This window comes from Pseudomonas sp. 13159349 (assembly GCF_013305685.1).
Taxonomy (GTDB): domain Bacteria; phylum Pseudomonadota; class Gammaproteobacteria; order Pseudomonadales; family Pseudomonadaceae; genus Aquipseudomonas; species Aquipseudomonas asiatica.
Genome location: NZ_CP045553.1, coordinates 2,834,359 through 2,854,696 on the forward strand (window position 1 = coordinate 2,834,359; position 20,338 = coordinate 2,854,696).

At 61.7% G+C, this 20,338-nt stretch carries 12 protein-coding genes; 6 read left to right on the forward strand and 6 right to left on the reverse strand.

Annotated features, from left to right (window positions below; translation table 11 throughout):
• Positions 1-13: 13 nt before the first annotated feature.
• The 3 genes from GEV38_RS13335 to ttgD are packed head-to-tail and all read right to left on the reverse strand — an operon-like array spanning position 14 to position 5,756.
• Entirely contained in the window at positions 14-1,456 is a 1,443-nt protein-coding gene (locus GEV38_RS13335) for an efflux transporter outer membrane subunit (protein ID WP_012052589.1), read from the reverse strand.
• Positions 1,453-4,593, reverse strand: coding sequence for a multidrug efflux RND transporter permease subunit TtgE (gene ttgE / locus GEV38_RS13340; protein ID WP_012052588.1), 3,141 nt, complete (start codon positions 4,591-4,593; stop codon positions 1,453-1,455). Before ttgE ends, GEV38_RS13335 begins: the two co-directional genes overlap by 4 nt.
• 14 nt (positions 4,594-4,607) lie before the next feature.
• Positions 4,608-5,756 (reverse strand): toluene efflux RND transporter periplasmic adaptor subunit TtgD, encoded by a 1,149-nt coding sequence (ttgD, locus tag GEV38_RS13345; protein ID WP_024086925.1) that lies wholly within the window; start codon positions 5,754-5,756, stop codon positions 4,608-4,610.
• A 242-nt stretch (positions 5,757-5,998) separates the two neighbouring features.
• Between ttgD and ttgT the strand changes: the two genes are divergently transcribed.
• Positions 5,999-6,781: an efflux transport transcriptional regulator TtgT gene (gene ttgT, locus GEV38_RS13350; protein ID WP_012052586.1), complete on the forward strand. Its 783-nt coding sequence runs from the start codon at positions 5,999-6,001 to the stop codon at positions 6,779-6,781.
• 1,107 nt (positions 6,782-7,888) lie between these two features.
• On the opposite strand, the gene GEV38_RS13355 is transcribed toward ttgT, so the two are convergent.
• Entirely contained in the window at positions 7,889-9,160 is a 1,272-nt protein-coding gene (locus GEV38_RS13355) for an integrase arm-type DNA-binding domain-containing protein (RefSeq protein WP_014861300.1), read from the reverse strand.
• Positions 9,161-9,313: 153 nt separating this feature from the next.
• The gene (locus GEV38_RS13360; protein WP_013972367.1) at positions 9,314-10,228 is read right to left on the reverse strand and encodes a LysR family transcriptional regulator; all 915 of its coding nucleotides are present in this window, start codon (positions 10,226-10,228) and stop codon (positions 9,314-9,316) included.
• A 206-nt stretch (positions 10,229-10,434) separates the two neighbouring features.
• On the opposite strand from GEV38_RS13360, the gene GEV38_RS13365 reads away from it, so the two are divergent.
• The 5 genes from GEV38_RS13365 (at position 10,435) to GEV38_RS13385 (ending at position 18,929) form a co-directional block, all read left to right on the forward strand.
• A complete protein-coding gene (locus tag GEV38_RS13365) occupies positions 10,435-11,457 on the forward strand; it encodes a zinc-dependent alcohol dehydrogenase family protein (RefSeq protein ID WP_054572923.1) in 1,023 nt (340 codons plus the stop codon).
• A gap of 512 nt (positions 11,458-11,969) precedes the next feature.
• Positions 11,970-13,355, forward strand: a complete 1,386-nt coding sequence (locus GEV38_RS13370) for a hypothetical protein (RefSeq protein ID WP_054572924.1) — start codon at positions 11,970-11,972, stop codon at positions 13,353-13,355.
• Entirely contained in the window at positions 13,355-14,710 is a 1,356-nt protein-coding gene (locus GEV38_RS13375) for an aminotransferase class I/II-fold pyridoxal phosphate-dependent enzyme (RefSeq protein ID WP_173895845.1), read from the forward strand. Before GEV38_RS13370 ends, GEV38_RS13375 begins: the two co-directional genes overlap by 1 nt.
• 311 nt (positions 14,711-15,021) lie before the next feature.
• Positions 15,022-16,671: a VRR-NUC domain-containing protein gene (locus tag GEV38_RS13380; RefSeq protein ID WP_054572926.1), complete on the forward strand. Its 1,650-nt coding sequence runs from the start codon at positions 15,022-15,024 to the stop codon at positions 16,669-16,671.
• The gene (locus GEV38_RS13385; protein WP_054572927.1) at positions 16,668-18,929 is read left to right on the forward strand and encodes an ATP-dependent DNA helicase; all 2,262 of its coding nucleotides are present in this window, start codon (positions 16,668-16,670) and stop codon (positions 18,927-18,929) included. The genes GEV38_RS13380 and GEV38_RS13385 overlap by 4 nt, the downstream gene beginning before the upstream one ends.
• 172 nt (positions 18,930-19,101) lie before the next feature.
• Here GEV38_RS13385 and GEV38_RS13390 read toward each other — a convergent pair whose 3' ends face one another.
• Positions 19,102-20,283 (reverse strand): NnrS family protein, encoded by a 1,182-nt coding sequence (locus tag GEV38_RS13390; protein ID WP_054572928.1) that lies wholly within the window; start codon positions 20,281-20,283, stop codon positions 19,102-19,104.
• Positions 20,284-20,338 lie beyond the last annotated feature (55 nt).

The window sequence follows — 20,338 nt, forward strand, 5'->3', positions numbered from 1 at the left end:
CGGCCTGTTTTGCTCAGTTCTGAGCGGTAAGTGGCTGGGAGGAAATGTTATCCCAGCCACCACCCAGGGCCTTGAACAGTCTCACCTCGCTGCTGAGCTGATTGAGGCGGTCCGAAAGGAACTGTTGTTGTGCGGCGAACAGCTCACGCTGTGCATCGAGCACCGCCAGATAATTGTCCACGCCCTCGTCGTAGCGTTGATAGGCCAATTTGTAGTAAGCTTGGTTGTTATCGACCAAGTCGCGCTGGGCCTGCAGTTGTTCGCCAAAAGTGCCGCGCGCTGCCAGGCCATCGGCTACCTCGCGGAAGGCGGTCTGGATGCTTTTCTCGTACTCGGCTACGTTGATGTCCTTGATGACATTGCGGTAGTCGAGGTTGCCGCGCAGGCGCCCTGCGGTGAAGATCGGCAGATTGATCCGCGGCATGAAGGCCCACAGCCCCGAGCCTCCCTCGAACAAACCATCCAATTCATGGCTGGCCGTGCCAGCCGCTGCGGTCAGCGTGATGCTAGGGAAAAAGGCCGCCCGCGCCGCGCCGATATTGGCGTTGGCGGCTAGCAGTCGGTGTTCGGCAGCGCGGATGTCTGGACGGTGCAACAGCAGATCGGCCGGAAGGCCGGTGGAGAGTGCGGCCAGCGGTTGGTCGAGGACGTCGCTGATTGGCAAGTCGGCCGGCAGCTTGGTACCGAGCAGCAATTGCAGGGCATTCATGTCCTGCGCGACCTGGCGGGTATACAGCGTCTGTTGCACGCGTGCGGTTTCCACAAGGCTGCGTGCCTGGCGTACATCGAGTGCCGAGGCAGTACCGACCTCGCGACTCGACTTGATCAGGTTCAGGCTGTTCTCGTAGCTGGCGAGCGTCGAGCGCGCCAGATCGAGTTGAGCCTGGTCGCTGCGCCAGCTCAGATAGGCGATGGCGACATCTGCGATCAACGCGATCTGCATGCTGCGCTGGGTTTCGGCGGCGGCTAGGTATTCTTGCAATGCCGCACGTTCAAGGCTGCGCAGGCGACCGAACATATCCAGCTCGTAGGACATGCTCAGCGTCGTATCGTACTGACTCTGGATACCGGCCTCACCTGTGGGGGATAGATCGGCGGGCAAGCGCTGGCGCGTAGCGCCAACACCGGTATTGGCCCTCGGGAGCAGAGCAGACCGCTCGATCCTGTGCAGGGCGCGGTAGGCCTCGACGTTGAGTGCGGTCTGGCGCAGGTCACGGTTGTTGTTCAGGGCTGTGGCGATCAGTTCGCGCATGACTGGATCGCGAAAGAATACTTGCCAATTCAGCTCTGCATCGCGCGTCTGAGAGGGACGATGAGTACCTGCCTTGAGCTTGGCGTAGGCTTCGCCCTGGGGCCAGCCGGCTTGGATGGGGGCAGGCGGGCGCTGGTAGTCAGGGATGAGACTACAGCCGCTTAGCGCTACGCTCAGTGCGATCGAAAGATAGTGAGTCTTCATGCCAATTCTTCTTCCGCGAGCGCAGCTGGTTTCTTGTTGCGTTCGAACACTTTCACAACCACTACATAGAACAAAGGTACGAAGAACACGGCAAGTACCGTGGCGGTGATCATGCCGCCTACCACGCCGGTGGCAATCGAGTGCTGACTGCCTGCACCTGCGCCGGTGGCACGGGCCATTGGCAGTACGCCAAAGGTGAAAGCGAGAGAGGTCATTATGATCGGACGCAGACGCAGCCTGGCCGCTTCGATGGCAGCCTTGACCAGCGGTACGCCTTCTTTCTCGTACAGTTCCTTGGCGAACTCGATGATCAGGATCGCGTTTTTCGCTGACAACCCGACAGTGGTCATCAGGCCCACCTGGAAGTACACATCGGCTTCCAGGCCGCGCCACAAGGTGGCGAGCACCGCACCAAAGATACCGAGTGGGACCACGAGTATCACCGACATCGGTACCGACCAGCTTTCGTAGAGCGCCGCTAGGCACAGGAACACGATCAGGACGGTCAAGGCATAGAGCATTGGCGCCTGGTCACCTGTTCGGATCTCCTCGTAGGACAGGCCGTTGTAGCTCAGGCCGATACCGGATGGTAGCTGCTGCATGATTTGTGCGATCGCGATCATGGCGTCGCCAGTGCTGAAGCCAGGAGCAGGCTCACCGAGGATATTCACGGCCGAGATACCGCCGTAACGTTCAAGCTTTGGCGAGCCATGGATCCATTCGCCAGTGGCGAAGGCGGAGAACGGCACCATCTCGCCCAAGGCATTGCGCACGTACCATTTGTCGAAATCTTCCGGAGCGATCCGCGAGCTGTCCACCCCCTGAATGTACACACGCTTGACCCGACCCAGGTCAATGAAGTCATTGACATACATCGAGCCCCAGGCAGCGCTCATGGTGTCGTTGATCGAAGCGATGCTGACTTGCAGCGCACGCGCTTTCTCGTCGTCGATCTTGACTTGAAACTGCGGTTCATCGTCCTTGCCGTTGGGGCGTACTGCACGCAGACTGGGGTTCTCGGCAGCCAGTTCCAGGAACTGGTTCCGCGCTGCCATGAGTGATTCGTGACCAAGCCCCAAATTGTCCTGCAAGTAAAGGTCGAAGCCCATCGCATTACCCATTTCCAGGACCGCGGGTGGCACGAAGGCCATAACCGTAGCGTCCTTGATCCTGGCAAAGCGAGCGTTGGCCCGCTCGGCCACGCTGAGCACGTCCTCTCCGGCAGCCTGGCGGGCGGCCCAGTCCTTGAGCACCACCAGCACCAGGCCCGAGTTCTGTCCGCGTCCGGCGAAGTTGAAGCCGTTGACGGTCATGACGTGGTCGACGAGTTGCCCTTCCTCCTTGAGCAGGTAGTCCTTGACCTCCTGTAGAACAACCTCGGTGCGCTCGGCGGATGCGTTCAGTGGCATGCGCACCTCTGTCATCATCAACCCCTGGTCTTCGCTTGGCAGGAAAGCCTTGGGAATTTGGGTGAACAGGTAACCAGTACCGGCGGTGATCAGTGCGAAGATCAGCAGGTAGCGCCCGCGATGCTTGAGTATGCCGCCCACACCCCGCTCGAAGCGTGCGCTGTTGCGGTCAAAGCTACGGTTGAACCAGCCGAAGAAGCCTTTCTTCTCGTGGTGAGCATCATTTTCTGGTGCCTTGAGAATGGTCGCGCACAGCGCTGGCGTGAAAATCAGCGCCACCAATACTGACAGCGACATGCAGATAACGATGGTGACAGCGAACTGTTTGTAGATGATGCCCGCGGAACCGCCGAAGAATGCCATCGGCACAAATACTGCCGAGAGCACCATACCGATGCCGACCAATGCCCCGGAGATCTGCCCCATCGACTTGCGGGTCGCCTCCAGAGGCGATAGCCCCTCGTCATGCATCAGGCGTTCGACGTTCTCCACGACTACGATCGCATCATCCACCAGCAGGCCGATCGCGAGCACCATGGCATACATGGTCAGTACGTTGATGCTGATACCAAAGTACGGCAGCAATGCAAACGCCGCCAGCAAGACCACCGGCACTGCCAAGGTTGGAATGATGGTGGCACGTAGGCTCTGCAGGAACAGGAACATCACCAGGAACACTAGGACCACGGCTTCTAGGATGGTGTGCACCACGGAGTCGATCGAGGCTTCCACTACCGGCGAGGTATCGTATGGATAGATGACTTCAACGCCTTCTGGCAGGTAGGCCTTCTGTTTCTCAAGCTCTGCCTTGACCGCTTTCACCGTCTCCAGCAGGTTGCCACCGCTGGCCAGACGCAGGCCCAGGCCCGCTGAATCCTGACCTCGGTATTTGGCGGAAATCGCGAAGTTTTCAGAAGCCAGGACGACGCGGCCAAGATCCTTGACGCGCACCTGTGAACCATCCGCCTTGACCTTTACGAGAATTTCCTCAAATTCGGCAGGGGTGGTCATGCGCGTCTTGCCCACTACTGTGGCGTTTAGCTGTACACCCGAGCGGGTCGGCAGGCCGCCGAGCTGGCCAGAGGAGACCTGCACGTTTTGCTCGCGGATAGCTTGGGCCACATCACCAGGGGTCAGCTGATAACTATTGAGTTTGCCGGGATCAAGCCAGATACGCATGGCGTAGGGCGAGCCAAACAAGAGGAAGTCGCCCACACCGTTGATCCGTGAGATGGGATCCTGCAACTGCGAGGCAATCAGGTTGCCAAGGTCGAAGTTGGTCATCTTGCCGGTTTTGTCCACCAGACCGACGACCATGAAGAAGTTCATCTGGTACTTGACCACCCGCAGTCCCTGGCGCTGTACCTCTTCGGGCAGACGAGGAGTGGCCAGTTGCAGCTTGTTCTGCACCTGGACCTGCGCAATATCTGGGTTCGTGCCTTGCTCGAAGGTCACGATGATATTCATGCTGCCATCGGACGCACTTTCCGCAGCCATGTAACGGAAACCATCAAGTCCGTTGAGTTGCTGCTCGATAACCTGGACCACCGTATCCTGTACGGTCTTGGCCGAGGCCCCAGGGTAGACGACCTGGATCGAAACCGCGGGGGCAGCAATGTTGGGATACTGGCTGATCGGCATCTTGGTCAGCGACAGTGCCCCGGCGAGCATTGCGATGATCGCTAAGACCCAGGCGAATATTGGCCGGTCAATGAAGAAGCGAGACATGAATCAATAACTCCTCAATGGGCCTGGGCTTGCACCTGTGAGCCGAATTCGCTCATCAGCTTGACGTTCTTGGCGGCAACAGGCTTAACCGTGATACCTGAGCGGGCCAGCTGGACGCCCTCGGTAATCACCCGCTCGCCATCATTGATACCCGCACCTAGTAACCAGGCGTTGCCTACGGTCTGCAAGGTTTGCACTTCACGCGATTCCACGGTGTTATCTGGCTTAACCACCCATACGGTAGGCACTCCCCGCGCATCACGGCCCACGGCCTGATGGGGAACCAGAATGGCTGCCTGTTGCTCGCCCTCATTGAGCAGTGCATGGACGAACATGCCCGGTAGCAGTTTGTGATCAGGATTGGGGAACTCGGCACGCAGGGTGACCGAGCCGGTGGAGGGGGCGACGCTAACCTCGGAGAACTTGAGTACTCCTTTGAGCGGGTAGGGTGTGCCGTCATCGAGGGTAAGGCTGACTTGAGCCTGATTATCCCCAACGCGCTGCAGGCGTCCTGACTCCAAGGCACGTTTGAGGCCCAGCAGCCTGGTGATAGGCTGATTGACGTCAACATAGATCGGATCGAGTTGGGTAACGGTGGCCAACTCCTGCGCTTGCCCATTGGTCACCAGTGCGCCTTCAGTGACGGCCGAACGCCCGATGCGGCCGGTAATCGGTGCCAGCACCTTGGTGTACTGCATGTTGATACGCGCCATCTGGGCCTCGGCCTGCGCCTGCTTCCAGGTGGCCATTGCGTCGTCGTACTGCTGCTGGCTGATCGCGTTGGTGTCGAGCAGGCGCTCATAACGGCGGGCGAGATTCTGCGCGGTCAACAGGCTCGCCTCGGCACGGGCCAACAGCGCCTCGTAGGTGCGCGGGTCGATCTGGTACAACTGCTCACCCTGCTTCACCTCTGCGCCCTCTACGAACATGCGTTTCTGCAGAATGCCGGAGGCCTGAGGACGCACTTCGGAGACTCGGTAGGCCGAGGTGCGTCCGGGCAGGTCCGTGGTCAGGGTCAGTGCTTGGGCCTTCACGGTATAGACCCCAACTTCGGGAGGCACCGCAGTGCTTTCCACCGTTTCCTGCTTACCGCAACCCACCAGCAACCAGATGGCTGCTAGCGGAATTAACTGTCTCGCACGCAAAGCTCGCTCGAGTCTCACCGTTCGTCTCCTGGTTGTAGAACTGATCTTTTGGGAATCACAATGCATGGCCCGCATTGCAGAATAGTGTATCACTATGTGGTTTTTGCGAAACAGCCGTTCATGCCATGCGTGACTGACCTGCACCCAGAAAATGCAGAGACAAGAGAGATCAGTCGCTCGGCTGGCCTGATCGTTCACTTGCCATTAGAGTGGTGGCCAATCATGAGCAGGCACGGTGGCCTGGATCAGAAGGAAACGGTATGAGCGATTCGGAAGAAAGCAGCGCCAGGCATGGCGGTATACAGGTCATCGCGCGGGCTGCATCGATCATGCGGGCTTTGGGAAGTCATCCGCAGGGCTTGAGTCTTGCGGCCATCGCTCAGGTCGTCGATCTGCCGCGCTCGACGGTACAACGCATTATCAATGCGTTGGGCGCGGAGCACCTTGTGGAGGCTCTGGGGCCCAGTGGAGGGTTTCGTCTTGGGCCGGCATTCGGGCGGCTCATCACTCAGGCGCAGACGGACATCATCTCCCTGGTCAGGCCTCACCTGATTGCGCTTTCGGAGCAGGTGTATGAGTCGACTTGCCTGTTGTCTCTGTCTGGCGAAAAAATTTATGTGCTGGATCGTGTTGTTGCTGAACGAGAACTACGCGTCGTCTTTCCCATTGGTATTCATGTCCCGGCGACCGCCGTTTCCGGCGGCAAGGTATTACTGGCCGAATTGTCGGAAGAAGCGCAACAAGCTTTGTTGCCCGATCCTCTACCTGTGTGTACGCCCAGAAGCGTGGCGCGGGAGGCCTTGCTTGAACAATTGAAGACGATCAAGTCCGGTGGTGTGGCGGACGACCATGACGAATACATCGAAGGGCTGTGCTCCTACTCCGTGCTATTGGACACATATCTTGGGCATTACTCGGTATCCATTGTGGCCCCCAATTCACGAGCAACCACTAGGGTGGCGGAATTCCAGCAGGCGCTTCAGGCATGCAAGCAGAATATTGAGGTGACGATTGGTCGAGCGCCTCGGGAGTTTGCGGGTTGATTAGAGGACTTTTGCTCGGCGCAGGCCTACCTATCCCGTGAGAGTTCTCCTTATCGCGCAGACGTTCTGGTCGCGGTGGCAGGACGCTCAGGGGGTCGGGAATGCAATGCGACAAGGACAGCTCAATGACTATTGGGTCGATGGCCAAGTGTTCGTGGTAATAGTCCGGTATGTGGCGTGAAAGCCGTGAGCGGTGATGTTGTACTCCAGTCAAATCCGCTGGAGGGACTTGAATTTGGAAGCGGGGTGGATCGGTCGGCCGGTATGCCGACGACACGAACAGCCTGCCGCCGCCGCTATCATCGACGATGTGGCTCTTGCGCAATTTGCACAGCAGCACGAGGGCTTGCTGGCGCATGGCGGCGGGCACGCTGCCCAAGCGACAGTCGTCCAGGTTCCAGAAGCCGACCGAAGTCGGCGGTGCGTTCAATCGTTGGGTTGCTGGTCATCACGTGGCGGACTTTCTGGCCGCTCGGGCGCGCAAGCGCTCGATCCCGATGGGGATCGGTAAGCGTTCCGCAAGGTATCTACCTGGTCCCTGTATTAAGGGCGATGGTGCCCACCTATTCGATGCCACTTGGCGAGGACGGCGAGGCGATGGCTGACCAGGTTTGCCTTTGTAGCCAGCGGCGACCAGGGCGGTATCAACCTCAATTGGCAGTGAATGGCTCACCCGCCAGCGCCGTTGGGGCGGGCCTAATGCTCGACAATGAACTGCACGGCAACTCTTGGCGTTAGAACGCCTTTACTGAGCGCAGGACCATAGCGCAGTTGCAGCCAGGCAGATAAATAGGCGGTCTGCGATGGCAGGTGTGTTTTGCGCAAGAAAACTGAGCGCAAACGGCGCTTCGCGAGGTGTATAAATGAAACTGTATTATTTATTACGTTTAGCGTATTATAAGTTCGAGTTTAATCTTGTGAGGTCGGATAAGATTTAACTATCAGGTTCTAGCAATTGTGGGGGGTTAAGGGTTTTTTGGGCTTATTGGTCGTTAATTAGATTGCTTGTAATAAGAGTTCTGGAGGTTGTAGTTACAAACCCTGGTGTGTTCATACAGCACAGATTCTATTTCCTAGATTTACAAGTTAGCACTTCCTTTGTTTGATTCAGTCAGTCTGCATCGCCAGCGCTGCATTCTTACGTAACCGATCCAAATAATCCGTCCATTGCTGCGCGGCCTCCCGACGCTGCGGCAGCAGCTGTGCGCGCGCATATACCGCGCCCAACGTTCCTGGCATGCGATGGGAAAGTGACAACTCGAGCACGATCGGATCGATCCCTAAATGCTCGTGGGCTATGGTGCGGTAGGTGGCGCGAAAGCCGTGGGCAGTAATGGCGTACTCCGGCCAGATCCGCTGGTAGGACTTGGCCAAAGAGGTGGCGTCGATTGGGCGGCCAGGATAGATCGGCGAGACGAACACCCAGCCGTTGCCGGCCTCATCCACCACCCGGCATTTGTACAGTTCACGTAGCAGCACGAGTGCCTGCTCTGGCAGCGGTACGATGTGTTTGCTCTTGTCCAGATACCGAGTTTTACTGACAACGTAACGCCAGTCGGCGCTGATCAGATCAACATCCTCCCAGCGCATTTTCACCAGTTCGCCCGGGCGCACCGGCAGCATCACCAGCAGGCGCATTGCGGTGGTCACGCTGCTCGCGTCGAGTTCATCCAGACGCAACAGGAACTGACCCAAGTCGGCCGGTCGTTCGATCGCGGGATTGCTGGTGACCACGTGGCGGATTTTGAGTTCCTCGATGTTGCTCAGCGCCACGTTGCGTTCTACCCAGCCGCGGCCTTCAGCGAAGCCGAGCACGGCGCGAATGATGGTGCGCACGCGTTTGGCCATGGCCATCGTGCGGGCACGGCGCAGCGTACTGATGATCGAGGTGAGGTGTTCAAGTCTGATTTCTGTGACAGGTTTTTCGCCGATGGCCGGCAAGATGTGATTGCGCAGCGCACCGCGAAACCCTGCAATGGACTTGTTGACCAAATCCGGAGATTTGAAATTCATCCACTCTTCAGCCACGTAAGCGAATGTACGTTCCTCGTTGAGCCATTGCGCCTCGATCTTGGCCTTTTTTGCTTTGAGTGGATCGATGTGATTGGCCACGCTATTGCGCGCTGCCCGGGCGAGTTCACGGGCTTCTTTCAAGCCCACATCCGGATACCTGCCGATCACGAACACGTTTTCCTTGCCGCGAAGACGGTATTTCAGTCGCCAGTACCGTGAGGCTGATTTGCCAGGTTTAAGTGAGGCACGCACCTGTAGATACAGACCCGGTACGTCGCCATCGGCGTACTTGCCTGATGTGGTTAGCGAACGTATGAAGGCATCGCTGAGCTTTTGGCGGAAGGGTGGCGGTTTTTCGGCGGGCATGGTGTGGGGGTATCTTTTTTAATCTGGGCTTGATGTACCCCAAAGATACCCCCAGTCAAGCTGGAATTGAGTGGATTCTGACGGGCGGTTATGGACGAAAAATCTTGCTAACTCTATGTATTTAAAGGTTTTGTGGTGCTCAGTGGAACTCAGTCAAAGACTATCGGGATCCCCGAAGAACATCTGAATCCGCGACCGCAACCACCGCTCTGCCGGGTCATTGTCCTGCGCCCCGCGCCAGGCCATGTGCAGTTCGAAACTGCGCACATCCAGCGGCAGATCCTCGGCCCGCAACCCACCCGCCGCGGTCAACGCATCCGCCGTGTAGTCCGGCACCGTAGCGACAATATCGGTGCCCGCCAGCAAGCTCCCCAGCCCGTTGAACTGCGGCACCGCCAGCACCACATGGCGCTTGCGGCCAATCTCTTCCAGCGCCTCGTCGATGAACCCCGACAGGTCCCCGGCAAACGACACCAGCGCATGCGGCCGCGCGCAGAAGTCGTCCAGGGTGATGGCGCCGGGCACGCTGTCGGCGCGCAGCAGTTTCGGCATGCTGCGGCGCAGCACCTTGCGCTTGGCGTTGGCTGGCAGCTCGCTGGTGTAGCTGACCCCCACCGAGATCTCGCCCGAAGCCAGCAGCGTCGGCATCAGCAGGTAATTGACCCGGCGCACCACCAGCACGATACCCGGCGCTTCGGCGCGTATGCGCTTGAGCAGCTGCGGCAGCAGGGCGAATTCGGCGTCGTCCGACAGGCCGATGCGGAACACCGCATTGCTGGTGGCCGGGTCGAATTCGGCGGCGCGGCTGACGGCGGTGGAAATCGAGTCCAGCGCCGGGGACAGCAGGGCGAAGATCTCGTGGGCCCGGGCCGAGGGCTCCATGCTGCGGCCGGTACGCACGAACAGCGGGTCGTCGAACAGGTTGCGCAGGCGCGACAGCGCCGCGCTGATGGCGGGCTGGCCGAGGAACAGTTTTTCCGCGGCACGGGTCACGCTGCGTTCGTGCATCAGCGTTTCGAACACGATCAGCAGGTTGAGGTCTACGCGACGCAGGTCGTTTCGATTCATCGGTGAGCTTCGCCTGAAGTGGGGCAGAGGTGAATCTTAAGGCCAAAGGCTGGTACCCTGCACGGGTTTAGGGGAACCAATCGCAGGGAAAGTCAGGTGCCCAATCGATGACAGGCATGTCGACTATTAATGACCACTGATGGTCTAACCGGCAAAGCCCGGATAAAGTCCGTGGTAATTAGAGGTTCACAAAGGCGAGGTATGCGATGTCCCGCATGATCCGTTTCCACAAGTTCGGCGCTGCCGATGTGCTCCGTTGCGAGGAGCAGGCCGAACCGTCACCTGCTGCCGACGAGGTGCAAATCCGCGTCGAGGCGGTTGGCGTCAGCTGGTATGACGTGCTCTGGCGCCAGAACCTGGCACCGTCCCAGGCGCGCCTGCCGGCGGGGATCGGCCACGAGATGGCCGGGGTGGTGACCGCGGTCGGTGAAGGGGTCGAGGATATTGCGGTGGGTGACCGGGTTGCCAGCTTCCCGGCCACCAGTGCCAACGACCACCCAGTGTATGGCGATGTCATCGTGCTGCCGCGTTCGGCCATTACCCGTTATCCGGATGTGCTTACCCCGATCGAGGCCAGCGTGCACTACACGCCGCTGCTGATCGCCTATTTCGCCTACGTCGACCTGGCCCGGGCGAAAGCCGGGCAGACGGCGCTGGTCACCGATGCCAGCCATTGCGCGGGCCCTGCCTTCGTGCAACTGGGCAAGGCCCTGGGGCTGAAGGTGTTCGCCGCCACCAAGGAGCCGGAACAGCGTGAGTACCTGCTGGGCCTGGGCGCCGACAAGGTTATTGTCACCGAAGAGCAGGACCTGCTGCTGCAGGTTGGCAAGTACACCGATGGCCGTGGTGTGGACATGGTCCTGGATGGCATGGGTGGGCCGCAGATGTCGCTGCTCGGCGATGTGCTGGCACCGCGCGGCAGCCTGGTGCTGTATGGCCTGCAAGGCGGCAATCAGACGCCATTCCCGGCTTGCGCGGCGTTCCAGAAGAACATCCAGTTCTATGTGCACTGCATCGGCAACTTCACCGGCAAGCCGGAGCTGGGTATCAGCCAGGACCAGGTGGCGCTGCAGCGCGCCTTGCGCGATATCAACCAGTTCACTGCCGACCAGTTGCTGACACCGCAGATCATCAAGGTTTACCCGTTCGAGCAGGTGGTCGAGGCGCATCGCTACATGGACCAATGCCCATGCGGCGGGCGCGTGGTGCTGGACATGGGGCAACACTGACAGCGGTCTGCGTCATCAGGAAGCCCGGGCAGAGTCCCGGGTTTTTTGTGCCCGGTACAGAATGATTGATGTTTAAAAAAGAATTTTCCTACAATAAAAGGAGACGCGGATTATATTTAAACGATCGCTCAGAGGTTCGTCGAAATATTCCGCCAAGCTTTTTGTCTTGAATTGTTATTCCCTCGCGGTCAATGTGTTTTCTCACTTCTTCTGAATGGTTTTTTTACCCTGATCTGTATCTTCTATTCGCCTTGCATCCCTCGATAATGGCTCAATGATAGTTTGCGCAAGGAGCGTGGAATGAGCATGGCTATGCCCAGGCCAGGGCGGTCTATGGCAGCGGCGGGGCGTCGCTACGATGCGTTTTTCTCGATGTCTTGGCGACAGTGACTGGTTACGTCATTACTTCCAATTAGTTGTAGGAAATTTCTTCTGGAAAAGTTCAGGGCATGTTGATGTTCAGGTTCTCTGATCAACCTGCGCTGGCTGCATGAAGTTGATGAGGTGATTTCGTGACTGCTATTCACGACCAGGCAATGCACTATATCTACCAGCAAGTACTCGAGCGCTTGCTCAGTCATATGTCACAGGCGCAGCGTGCTTCCTTGCAGTTGTTGATACAACGGCTGCTGGTTGCTGCAGGCGGGCCAGAATACATCGGCACCTACCGCTTGCTGGTGCTGCAAGGCAACGATCAGCGCAGCGCCCGGCTGCTGGCGATGCTGCGTGCCGCACAACTGAGTATCGCCCTGCGTGCGCCGGTAACCTTCCAGCTGCGGGTGCTGGTAGTGAGCCTGCCCGTGGCTGACAGTGCCACGCTCGAATGCCATGAGCGCGGCTTCAATGCGCTGTTCTTGCAGGATGACCCGCGGGTGCAACTGCAGATGATCAAGGGGCGTGAAGTAGTGCCGTTCAGCCGGCATGCCCCTGCCGCGCCCGAGAGCTGGCTGTTGGCGAGGGACGCCATGCTGATGTTCGGTCACCTGGTCGACGCCAGCCCCGAAGCGCTGCTAGGGAGTCGCCTGCACCTGGAGTTGGCGGCCGCGGTGGGCTTTGCGCTGCAGGCCCATACCCCTGCGGATGTATTGATCACCGCCATCCCGGCGTGCCAGCGCCGCCGGTACCTTGCCTGGGCACGCCGCAGCTTGCGCCTGGCAGGGGAGCGGGGTTCGTATGCGGTGCACCAGTGCCTGGCAACGCTGGCACAGGGGCTCAGTCGCCTGCATGGCGGCATCGGGGGCCCATCGAGCGCCCTGGCGGAACCGGCCGTGGGGGCGGCGCCGCAGAACACGCCGGTGCGGTTGATTGCCATTGACGACCTGCTGCCGCCGTTGCTCGAAGAACAGCAGCTTGACCTCATGCTCGGTTGCCGCTTCGAGGGGGGCCTGGACGCCCGGCCATTGGCCGCGTTCGTCGAGCCGTTGGCCCCGGCGCAGTTGCAGGAACTGCACGCGCGCAGTCTCGAACCGCAGGCAAGTCGCCCGGCATTGCGGCTGGCTGGCCAGCCGGGCGCCAACAAGCGGCGCGATGTGCATCAACTGCAGTTCGGCAGGGCATACGGCATCAACCAGATCCAACAGGTGTGCCTGTTGTTCAGCCCGTTTGCCAGGCAGGGGAAGAACCTGGAGCGTTTTCTGCAGTGCTGGCATGCCGACATGCTGGTGGCGCTGCCATACCTGCATCGGGCATTGCAGGGTAAACCCTGCCCTGAAGCGGTGAAAAACTGGCTGGTGAACACCAGCGGCCTGCCGCTGGGGCAACTCAGGTTGATCTATGGCGGGGGCCTGCCGCTGGCCTCCTGGCGCCTGATGAGCCATCTGGCCCGTCGCGATGTACAGCTGAGATTGCTGCCACGGCGGTCAGCGGGGCGGCGGCGTGGTCATGCGGGGCCGCCTTGATGGAGCAATCGGGCGCCGGAGAGTTCGCCTATCGCAAGGTCTATCGCTACCTGGAAGCCCTGATCGACCAGGCTCCACGTAGTGGCCCCTGCCGTTTGCCGTCGTTGCGCGAGTTGGCCCGGCGGTTGCGGGTGTCATTGGCCACCGTACAGAGTGCCTACAGCCTGCTGGAAGAAGAGGGCCGCGTGCAATGCCTGCCCAGGTCGGGCTATTACGTACAGGGCGCTGCCAAGGATGCTGCCGCGGCCATGCCTCTGCAGGCACCCCTGCCGGCACAGCCGATGCTGGAGCGAACCCTGCTCAGCCACGAACGGCGCCTGGCACGTCAGCGCACGCACAATGGTGCCCCTTGGGACGCGCCCGGCAGCGCCCGCCTGCGCAATGCCGTCGCAGAACGCTATACCCGTTCCTCCAACCGGTACTGGCGTGCCGAGGACGTTCAGTTGGCTCCGGATGTGCAGGCGTTGCTGGAGACCTTGCTGGCGGCGTTGGCCGTGCAAGGAGGAACCGTGGTGGTGCACTCGCCCTGTTGCTGGCAGGTACTGCGCGCGTTGGCCCGCGCCGGCATGCGAGTGTTGGAGGTACCACTGGATACCTGCGGCAACCCGGACCTGCGCGCCCTGGCCTGGCTACTGGATAGCGAGCCGGTGTGCATGCTCGTGATGCCGTCGTGCCTTGGCATGCCGCAGGGGCGGCTGGTATCACCGCACTATCAGCAGCAGCTTGGCCAGATGCTTGGGCAGCACTCTGTATGGGTGCTGGAAAACGACCTGGACAGTGAGCACTGTTACAGCGGGCCGCCGAATATGCGCCTGCGCGATTGGGTCGACCCCCGCTGGCTATTGGTGATGGGGGCGTTCGATGCTACAGTGGGGAGCGAGGCGCCCTTTGCCTACTTGCTGGGCCATGATGCCGGGCTGGCCAAGGCTTTTGCGGAGCGTGCGTTTCGGCTTGCACCGCTTCGCCTGCAAGCGCTGGCGCACATGTTGGGCAAAGGCGAGATCGAGACGCAACTGGTGCGGCTACGCACGGACCTGCAAAAGCGTATGCAATGCCTGGCGCGTGAGCTGCAGCTGCAGTTCGGCCAGCGGGTGGCATTGGAAACGCCGGAGGGCGGTCGGACCCTGTGGGTGCGCTTTCGCCAGCCGCTGCCATGGGCGGATATTGCCGCGTCGTTGGCGGGTTCAGCGCTGCATGCAATGCCGGGCGAGCAGTTCAGCCTGCAGGGGCGCTACCAGCAGTGCCTGGCGATGGCGTGGCTGGGTGATCACCCGGGTGAGCTGCAACAGGCGGTAGAGCGCCTGGCCCAGGTGCTGGAACTGCGCTGTGGCCGGCCCGCCGGGGTTACACCTTGAGCCGTCGGGGGATGTCGGGCTGTGCTGTGCGCAAATAACAGATATCGCTCGCCTGACGCATCCTTTGTAGGAGCAGCCTTGTGCTGCGATGAGGCCGACACCGCGATGTAGTCGAACAGGGCAATGTTCTGCACGTATTCGCACAGGCCGACACCGCCGCAGTGCGGGCCAGTTCGCCGGGGCTGCTGCGCAGCCCAACGCGAAACAAGGCCGCTCCACAGACAGCGCCACCGAACTGACCCACGGCACTTGCCAGGCTTACTGGTCTGTATGTATAACCAGTATCCATTCCAGCCGCCTGACCCCAGCCCGTGATCGCCCATTCCGTCGACGACCCGTTCTACTACCTGCACAATTTCCGCCAGGTGCTGCTGTGGGTAGAACAGCGCTACGAAGACCTGCTCGACGATCAGGAACTCGCTTTCATCCACACCTTCAGCCAACTGGACGCCCCGGCGCAGGCCCTGATGGTGCGCATGGTCATGCGCAAGGGCGAGCTGTTTCGCAGCGACCGCCTCGACTATGCCGAAATTGGCGATTCCGGGCAGGCCCTGCAGCCGTTGCTGGCCCTCGGCTGGGTACGGGAGCCCGCGCAACTGGAACTGGAGCAACTGTTCGCCCTGTTGCGCAAGGACGAATTTGCCCGTTGTTTTGCCCCACAGCTGAGCCGCCCTCGCGCCGCCAAGCATGACCTGCTTGCACAGCTGCAACCTCTGGGCCTGCAAGCCCGTTCACTGGCCGAGTGGTTCCCGGACAGCGGCATGCGCATCCTCCATTGGTGCCTGCAACCCTTGTGCGACCGCATGCGCCTGCTGTTCTTCGGCAACCTGTACCAGGACTGGTCGGACTTCGTCCTCGCCGACCTTGGCTTGTTGCGCTACGAGCAGGTACCGTTCAGCCCCGATTCGCGTGCCCTGCAACAACGTGCCGAAGTCGACCTGGCCATGGCCTTGCACCGTTGCGCCGAGCGCCTTGAGCAAGGCGACGACCCGCAGGCGATCCTGGCAGCCATGCAGGGCCTGCACAGCGACAACCCATGGCTGGCCCGGCGCCATGCGCGCCTGCAATTCGCCTTGGGCCAGCAATGCGAGCGTCTGGGCGACTGGGCGCAGGCCATGGCTGTGTACACGCAGTGCAGCCATGCCCAGGCGCGCATCCGCCAGGTGCGGGTGCTGGAGCGCAGCGAGCAGTGGCCCCAGGCCCATGCACTGGCGCTGCAACTGGCCGCGGCACCGGCCAACGACCTGGAAGTGCAGGCGCTGGAGCGCATGTTGCCACGCCTGGCACGCAAGCTCGGTGGCCCGCCACAGCGGCGCCAGCGTGTCGCGCCCCTGGAGCTGATCGAGCTGAAGCTGCCCCGGGAACGGGCAGCGCTGGGCGTGGAAGAGGCGGTACGCCAGCACCTGGCCGAAGCCGACGGGCCGGTGCATTACTTGGAGAACACGCTGTTCAACAGCCTGTTCGGCCTGCTGTGCTGGGAGGCGATCTTCGCCCCGGTGCCTGGCGCGTTCTTCAACCCGTTCCAGGCCGCCCCGCAGGACCTGCACGACGGCGACTTCCAGCAACGCCGCAGTGCTCTGTTCGAACGTTGCCTGGGGCGGCTCGACGATGGCAGCCATCACCGGGCGATTCTGGATTGCTACGCCGCCAAGCAAGGGCTGCAGTCTCCGTTCGTGTTCTGGTCCGTGCTCAGTGAAGAATTACTTGAGCAAGCCTTGGCCTGCCTGCCGGCGGCCCATTTGAAACAGTGCTTCCTGCGCCTGCTGCAGGACATCCGCAACAACCGCGCCGGCATGCCCGACCTGATCCAGTTCTGGCCCGAGCAAGGCCGCTACCGCATGGTCGAGGTCAAGGGCCCTGGCGACCGCCTGCAGGACAACCAGTTGCGCTGGCTGGAGTTCTGCCGGGCGCACGGTTTGCCTGTCGCGGTGTGCCATGTACGCTGGAGCGAAACGCCTTGAGCTATAGCGTGGCGGTACGGGCTTTGTGCGAGTTCAGCGCCAAGGTCGGCGACCTGGACCTGCGCTTCACCCCATCACCCACCGCTCAGGAGGGGATCGAGGGGCACCGTCGGGTGGTGGCGCGACGCGCTGCGGGCTATGAGTCGGAAATTACCCTCGAAGGTCAGTTCGAAACCCTGAAAGTGCGTGGCCGCGCCGACGGTTACGACCCCACCTGCAAACGCCTGGAAGAGATCAAGACCCACCGTGGCGACCTGGCGCGCCAGCCGGCCAACCATCGCCAGTTGCACTGGGCGCAGGCCAAGGTCTATGGCTGGTTGATGTGCCAGGCACGGCAACTGCCGGACATCGAGGTGGCGCTGGTGTACCTGGACGTGGACAGCGATGGCCAGACGCTGATCAGTGAACACTGCACGGCAGCCGAACTGCAGGCCTTCTTCGAAACCCAGTGCCAACGCTTTCTGGCTTGGGCACAAGGGCAGGAGCAGCGCCTGGCCGAGCGTAACCAGGGCCTGCAAGCGCTGGGCTTTCCCTATCCGGCGTTCCGCCAAGGCCAGCGACAACTGGCAGAAACCCTGTACAAGGCGGTCAGTACCGGCCGTTGCCTGATGGCCCAGGCCAGTACCGGAATTGGCAAGACCCTCGGTACCTTGTTCCCCCTGCTCAAGGCCATGGTGCCGCAGCAACTGGACAAGCTGTTCTTTCTCACGGCCAAGACCCCGGGCCGGGCCCTGGCCCTGGATGCCATGCGCCAGATCACCGATGCCACGCCGCAGCCGGCCTTGCGCACGCTGGAGCTGATCGCCCGCGACAAAGCCTGCGAGCACCCCGACAAGGCCTGCCATGGCGAATCCTGCCCCTTGGCCGCAGGCTTCTACGACCGCCTGCCGGCCGCGCGCGCTGCGGCGGCAGCGTTGCCCATGCTTGACCGCGCCCAGCTGCGCGAAGTGGCCTTGGCGCACCAGGTGTGCCCGTATTACCTGGGCCAGGAGATGGCGCGCTGGGTAGACGTGCTGGTGGCGGATTACAACTACTACTTCGATGCCCATGCCTTGTTGTTTGGCCTGACCCAGGCCAACCAGTGGCGGGTCGCGGTGCTGGTGGACGAGGCGCACAACCTGGTCGAGCGCGGCCGCGGCATGTACAGCGCCAGCCTCGACCAGGGGCAGTTGCAGGCCCTGCGCCAGAGCAAACCGCCCGGGCTGGTCAGTGCGCTGGACCGGCTGAATCGGCAGTGGAACGCCCTCTACAAGGAGCAGCGCGCGCCGTACCAGGCCAGCGAGTCGCTGCCGGACGCTTTGCTGCGCGCCCTGCAGCAATGCATCGGGCTGATCCAGGAACAGATGAACCAGGCACCCGCGCAAATGGACCCGCAGGTGCTGCAGTTCTTCTACCAGGCGTTGCAGTTCAGCCGGGTTGCCGAGCTGTTCGACGAGCACTTCCTCTTCGACATCAGCCAGCGCCAGGGGCCACGCAAGCGGCGGCTGGCCACCCTGTGCCTGCGCAATGTCACCCCGGCGCGCCTGTTGGGCCCACGCATGCAGGCGGCGCGCTGCGTGACGCTGTTCTCCGCAACCCTGAGCCCACGGCATTTCTACAGCGACCTGCTGGGTATGCCGGCCGATACCGCCTGGCTGGAAGTGGCCGCGCCGTTTCGCGCCGAACAGCTGGAAGTGCGCATCGCCAGCCAGGTATCCACCCGCTACCAGCAACGCCAGGCTTCGCTGGCGCCGATCGTCGAGCTGATTGCCCGGCAGTACGAGCGCATGCCGGGCAACTACCTGGCGTTCTTCAGCAGTTTCGAGTACCTGCAACAGGTGGCCGGGCTGCTGGCCGAGCGGCATGCCCAGATACCCATGTGGGCCCAGGAACCAGGCATGGACGAGGCGGCCCGGCAGGGCTTTCTCGACCGTTTTGTGGCGGATGGCCGCGGGGTGGGCTTTGCGGTGCTGGGCGGTGCATTCGGGGAAGGGGTGGATTTGCCGGGTACCCGGCTGATCGGCGCGTTTGTCGCCACCCTCGGGCTACCCCAGGTCAACCCGGTCAACGAGCAGTTCAAGCAGCGCCTGGGGCGGCAGTTTGGTGCGGGGTTCGATTACGCCTATCTCTACCCGGGCGTGCGCAAGGTTATCCAGGCGGCAGGCCGGGTCATCCGGGGCGACCAGGACCGTGGCGTTCTGGTCTTGATCGACGAGCGCTTCGCCGAACCCCGGGTGCAGCAGATGTTCCCGGGGTGGTGGCCGGCGCCGGGAGGTTAACGCGGCCCCGGCAATTTGTGCATCTGTGCTGAAACCTTGGGGCTGCTTCGCAGCCCATCGCCGGCAAGCCAGCTCCCACAGGTACAGCGCAGGCCTTGAGGTCGGCGCGGTCGGTGTGGGAGTTGGCTTGCCGGCGATGGGCCGCAAAGCGGCCCCAATCTAGGCATCAAGGCTAGCCCGGCATACCGTCAGCCCGTGGCCGCAGCAGGATGGGCAGGTAGTGGCGCAGGAACAGCAGCAGCGCCAGGCTCCAGCACATTACTGAAAGGCTCACCCCCAGCGGCGTTAACAGCGGCAGCACCACCCGCGCCAGCGTCGCCAGTTGGATCAAGGCAAAGGCCCAGGCAATGCTGGTCGGCACCTGCAGCGGCCTGCCGGTGTGGCCCAGGCTGACCCGTGCCATCATCGCCAGGATCAGGCCGCTCATGGCTCCCACGGTCAGGGCGTGAGTCACCAGGCTCGGGCTCAGCGCCACCCCGGCATGCCACAGCGCCATGCCCAGGCAGGCAATGGCAATCCAGGCATAGGCCAGATGCAGCGACCACAGCAGGGGCACACGCCACAGGCCGTGGTCATGCCACAAGGCCAGGCGGGCCGTATGCAGAGCGAACAAGGCGCCGAACAGCACGGCCAGGCCGATACGCGGCGTGTCGGCCAAACCCGCGGCAAAGGCCAGCGGTACCGCCACGCTCAGCAGCAGGCAGGCCCGGTCCAGCCAGGGGCGGGCAGGGGCCGGTGCCATGTTGCCCAGGCCGCGCCGGGTGAAGAACGGGATCACCCGCCCGCCAAGCACGGTCATCATCGTGGCCACCAACCACAACCCGGCAAACAGCCCGCGGCGCTGCCACAGTTCGTCCTGGCGCAGCCAGCCGACCAGGGTCAGCCACTGGCAGGCGGCGATCAACAGCACCAGGCCGACGATCGGGTAGTTGTTACGCAAGCGCCGTTGCACGATCGGCCGTGCCAGGGCTAGTGCCACCAGCGGCAGGAAGCTGCCCTCGATCACTACCAGCAAGCTGTCCGGTAGTGGCAGGAACCAGCTCACCCGGCCCAGCAGCCAAAGCAGGAACAAACCCTGTAGCGCGCGCCCGTTCAAGCCTGGGATGCCGCTCCAGTTCTGCACGGCGGTCAGCAGGAAACCCGCGATGATGGCAGCAGCAAAGCCATAGAGCATTTCGTGGCGGTGCCAGGCGAGCATGCCGCCGGGGGGCGTGGGCTCCAGCGCACCGGCCAGTACGCCGCCCCACAACAGCAAGGCGAGCAGCGCAAACAAACTGCCACCCAGGAAGAATGGGCGGAAACCCAGGCCCCAGACGGCCTGGCGTGGGCGTGAATCGATCGGCTGCACAAGCATGGGCTGACCTTCGTTCGTTCAGTGGGCTCAATTGGGGTAAGATCACGATCCGTGC

What these genes read in the sequence shown, in the direction of transcription:
- GEV38_RS13335 (WP_012052589.1), bottom strand. Translation starts at nt 1,456, where the DNA reads ATGAAGACTCACTATCTTTCGATCGCACTGAGCGTAGCGCTAAGCGGC.
- ttgE (WP_012052588.1), bottom strand. Translation starts at nt 4,593, where the DNA reads ATGTCTCGCTTCTTCATTGACCGGCCAATATTCGCCTGGGTCTTAGCG.
- ttgT (WP_012052586.1), top strand. Translation starts at nt 5,999, where the DNA reads ATGAGCGATTCGGAAGAAAGCAGCGCCAGGCATGGCGGTATACAGGTC.
- GEV38_RS13355 (WP_014861300.1), bottom strand. Translation starts at nt 9,160, where the DNA reads ATGCCCGCCGAAAAACCGCCACCCTTCCGCCAAAAGCTCAGCGATGCC.
- GEV38_RS13360 (WP_013972367.1), bottom strand. Translation starts at nt 10,228, where the DNA reads ATGAATCGAAACGACCTGCGTCGCGTAGACCTCAACCTGCTGATCGTG.
- GEV38_RS13365 (WP_054572923.1), top strand. Translation starts at nt 10,435, where the DNA reads ATGTCCCGCATGATCCGTTTCCACAAGTTCGGCGCTGCCGATGTGCTC.
- GEV38_RS13375 (WP_173895845.1), top strand. Translation starts at nt 13,355, where the DNA reads ATGGAGCAATCGGGCGCCGGAGAGTTCGCCTATCGCAAGGTCTATCGC.
- GEV38_RS13390 (WP_054572928.1), bottom strand. Translation starts at nt 20,283, where the DNA reads ATGCTTGTGCAGCCGATCGATTCACGCCCACGCCAGGCCGTCTGGGGC.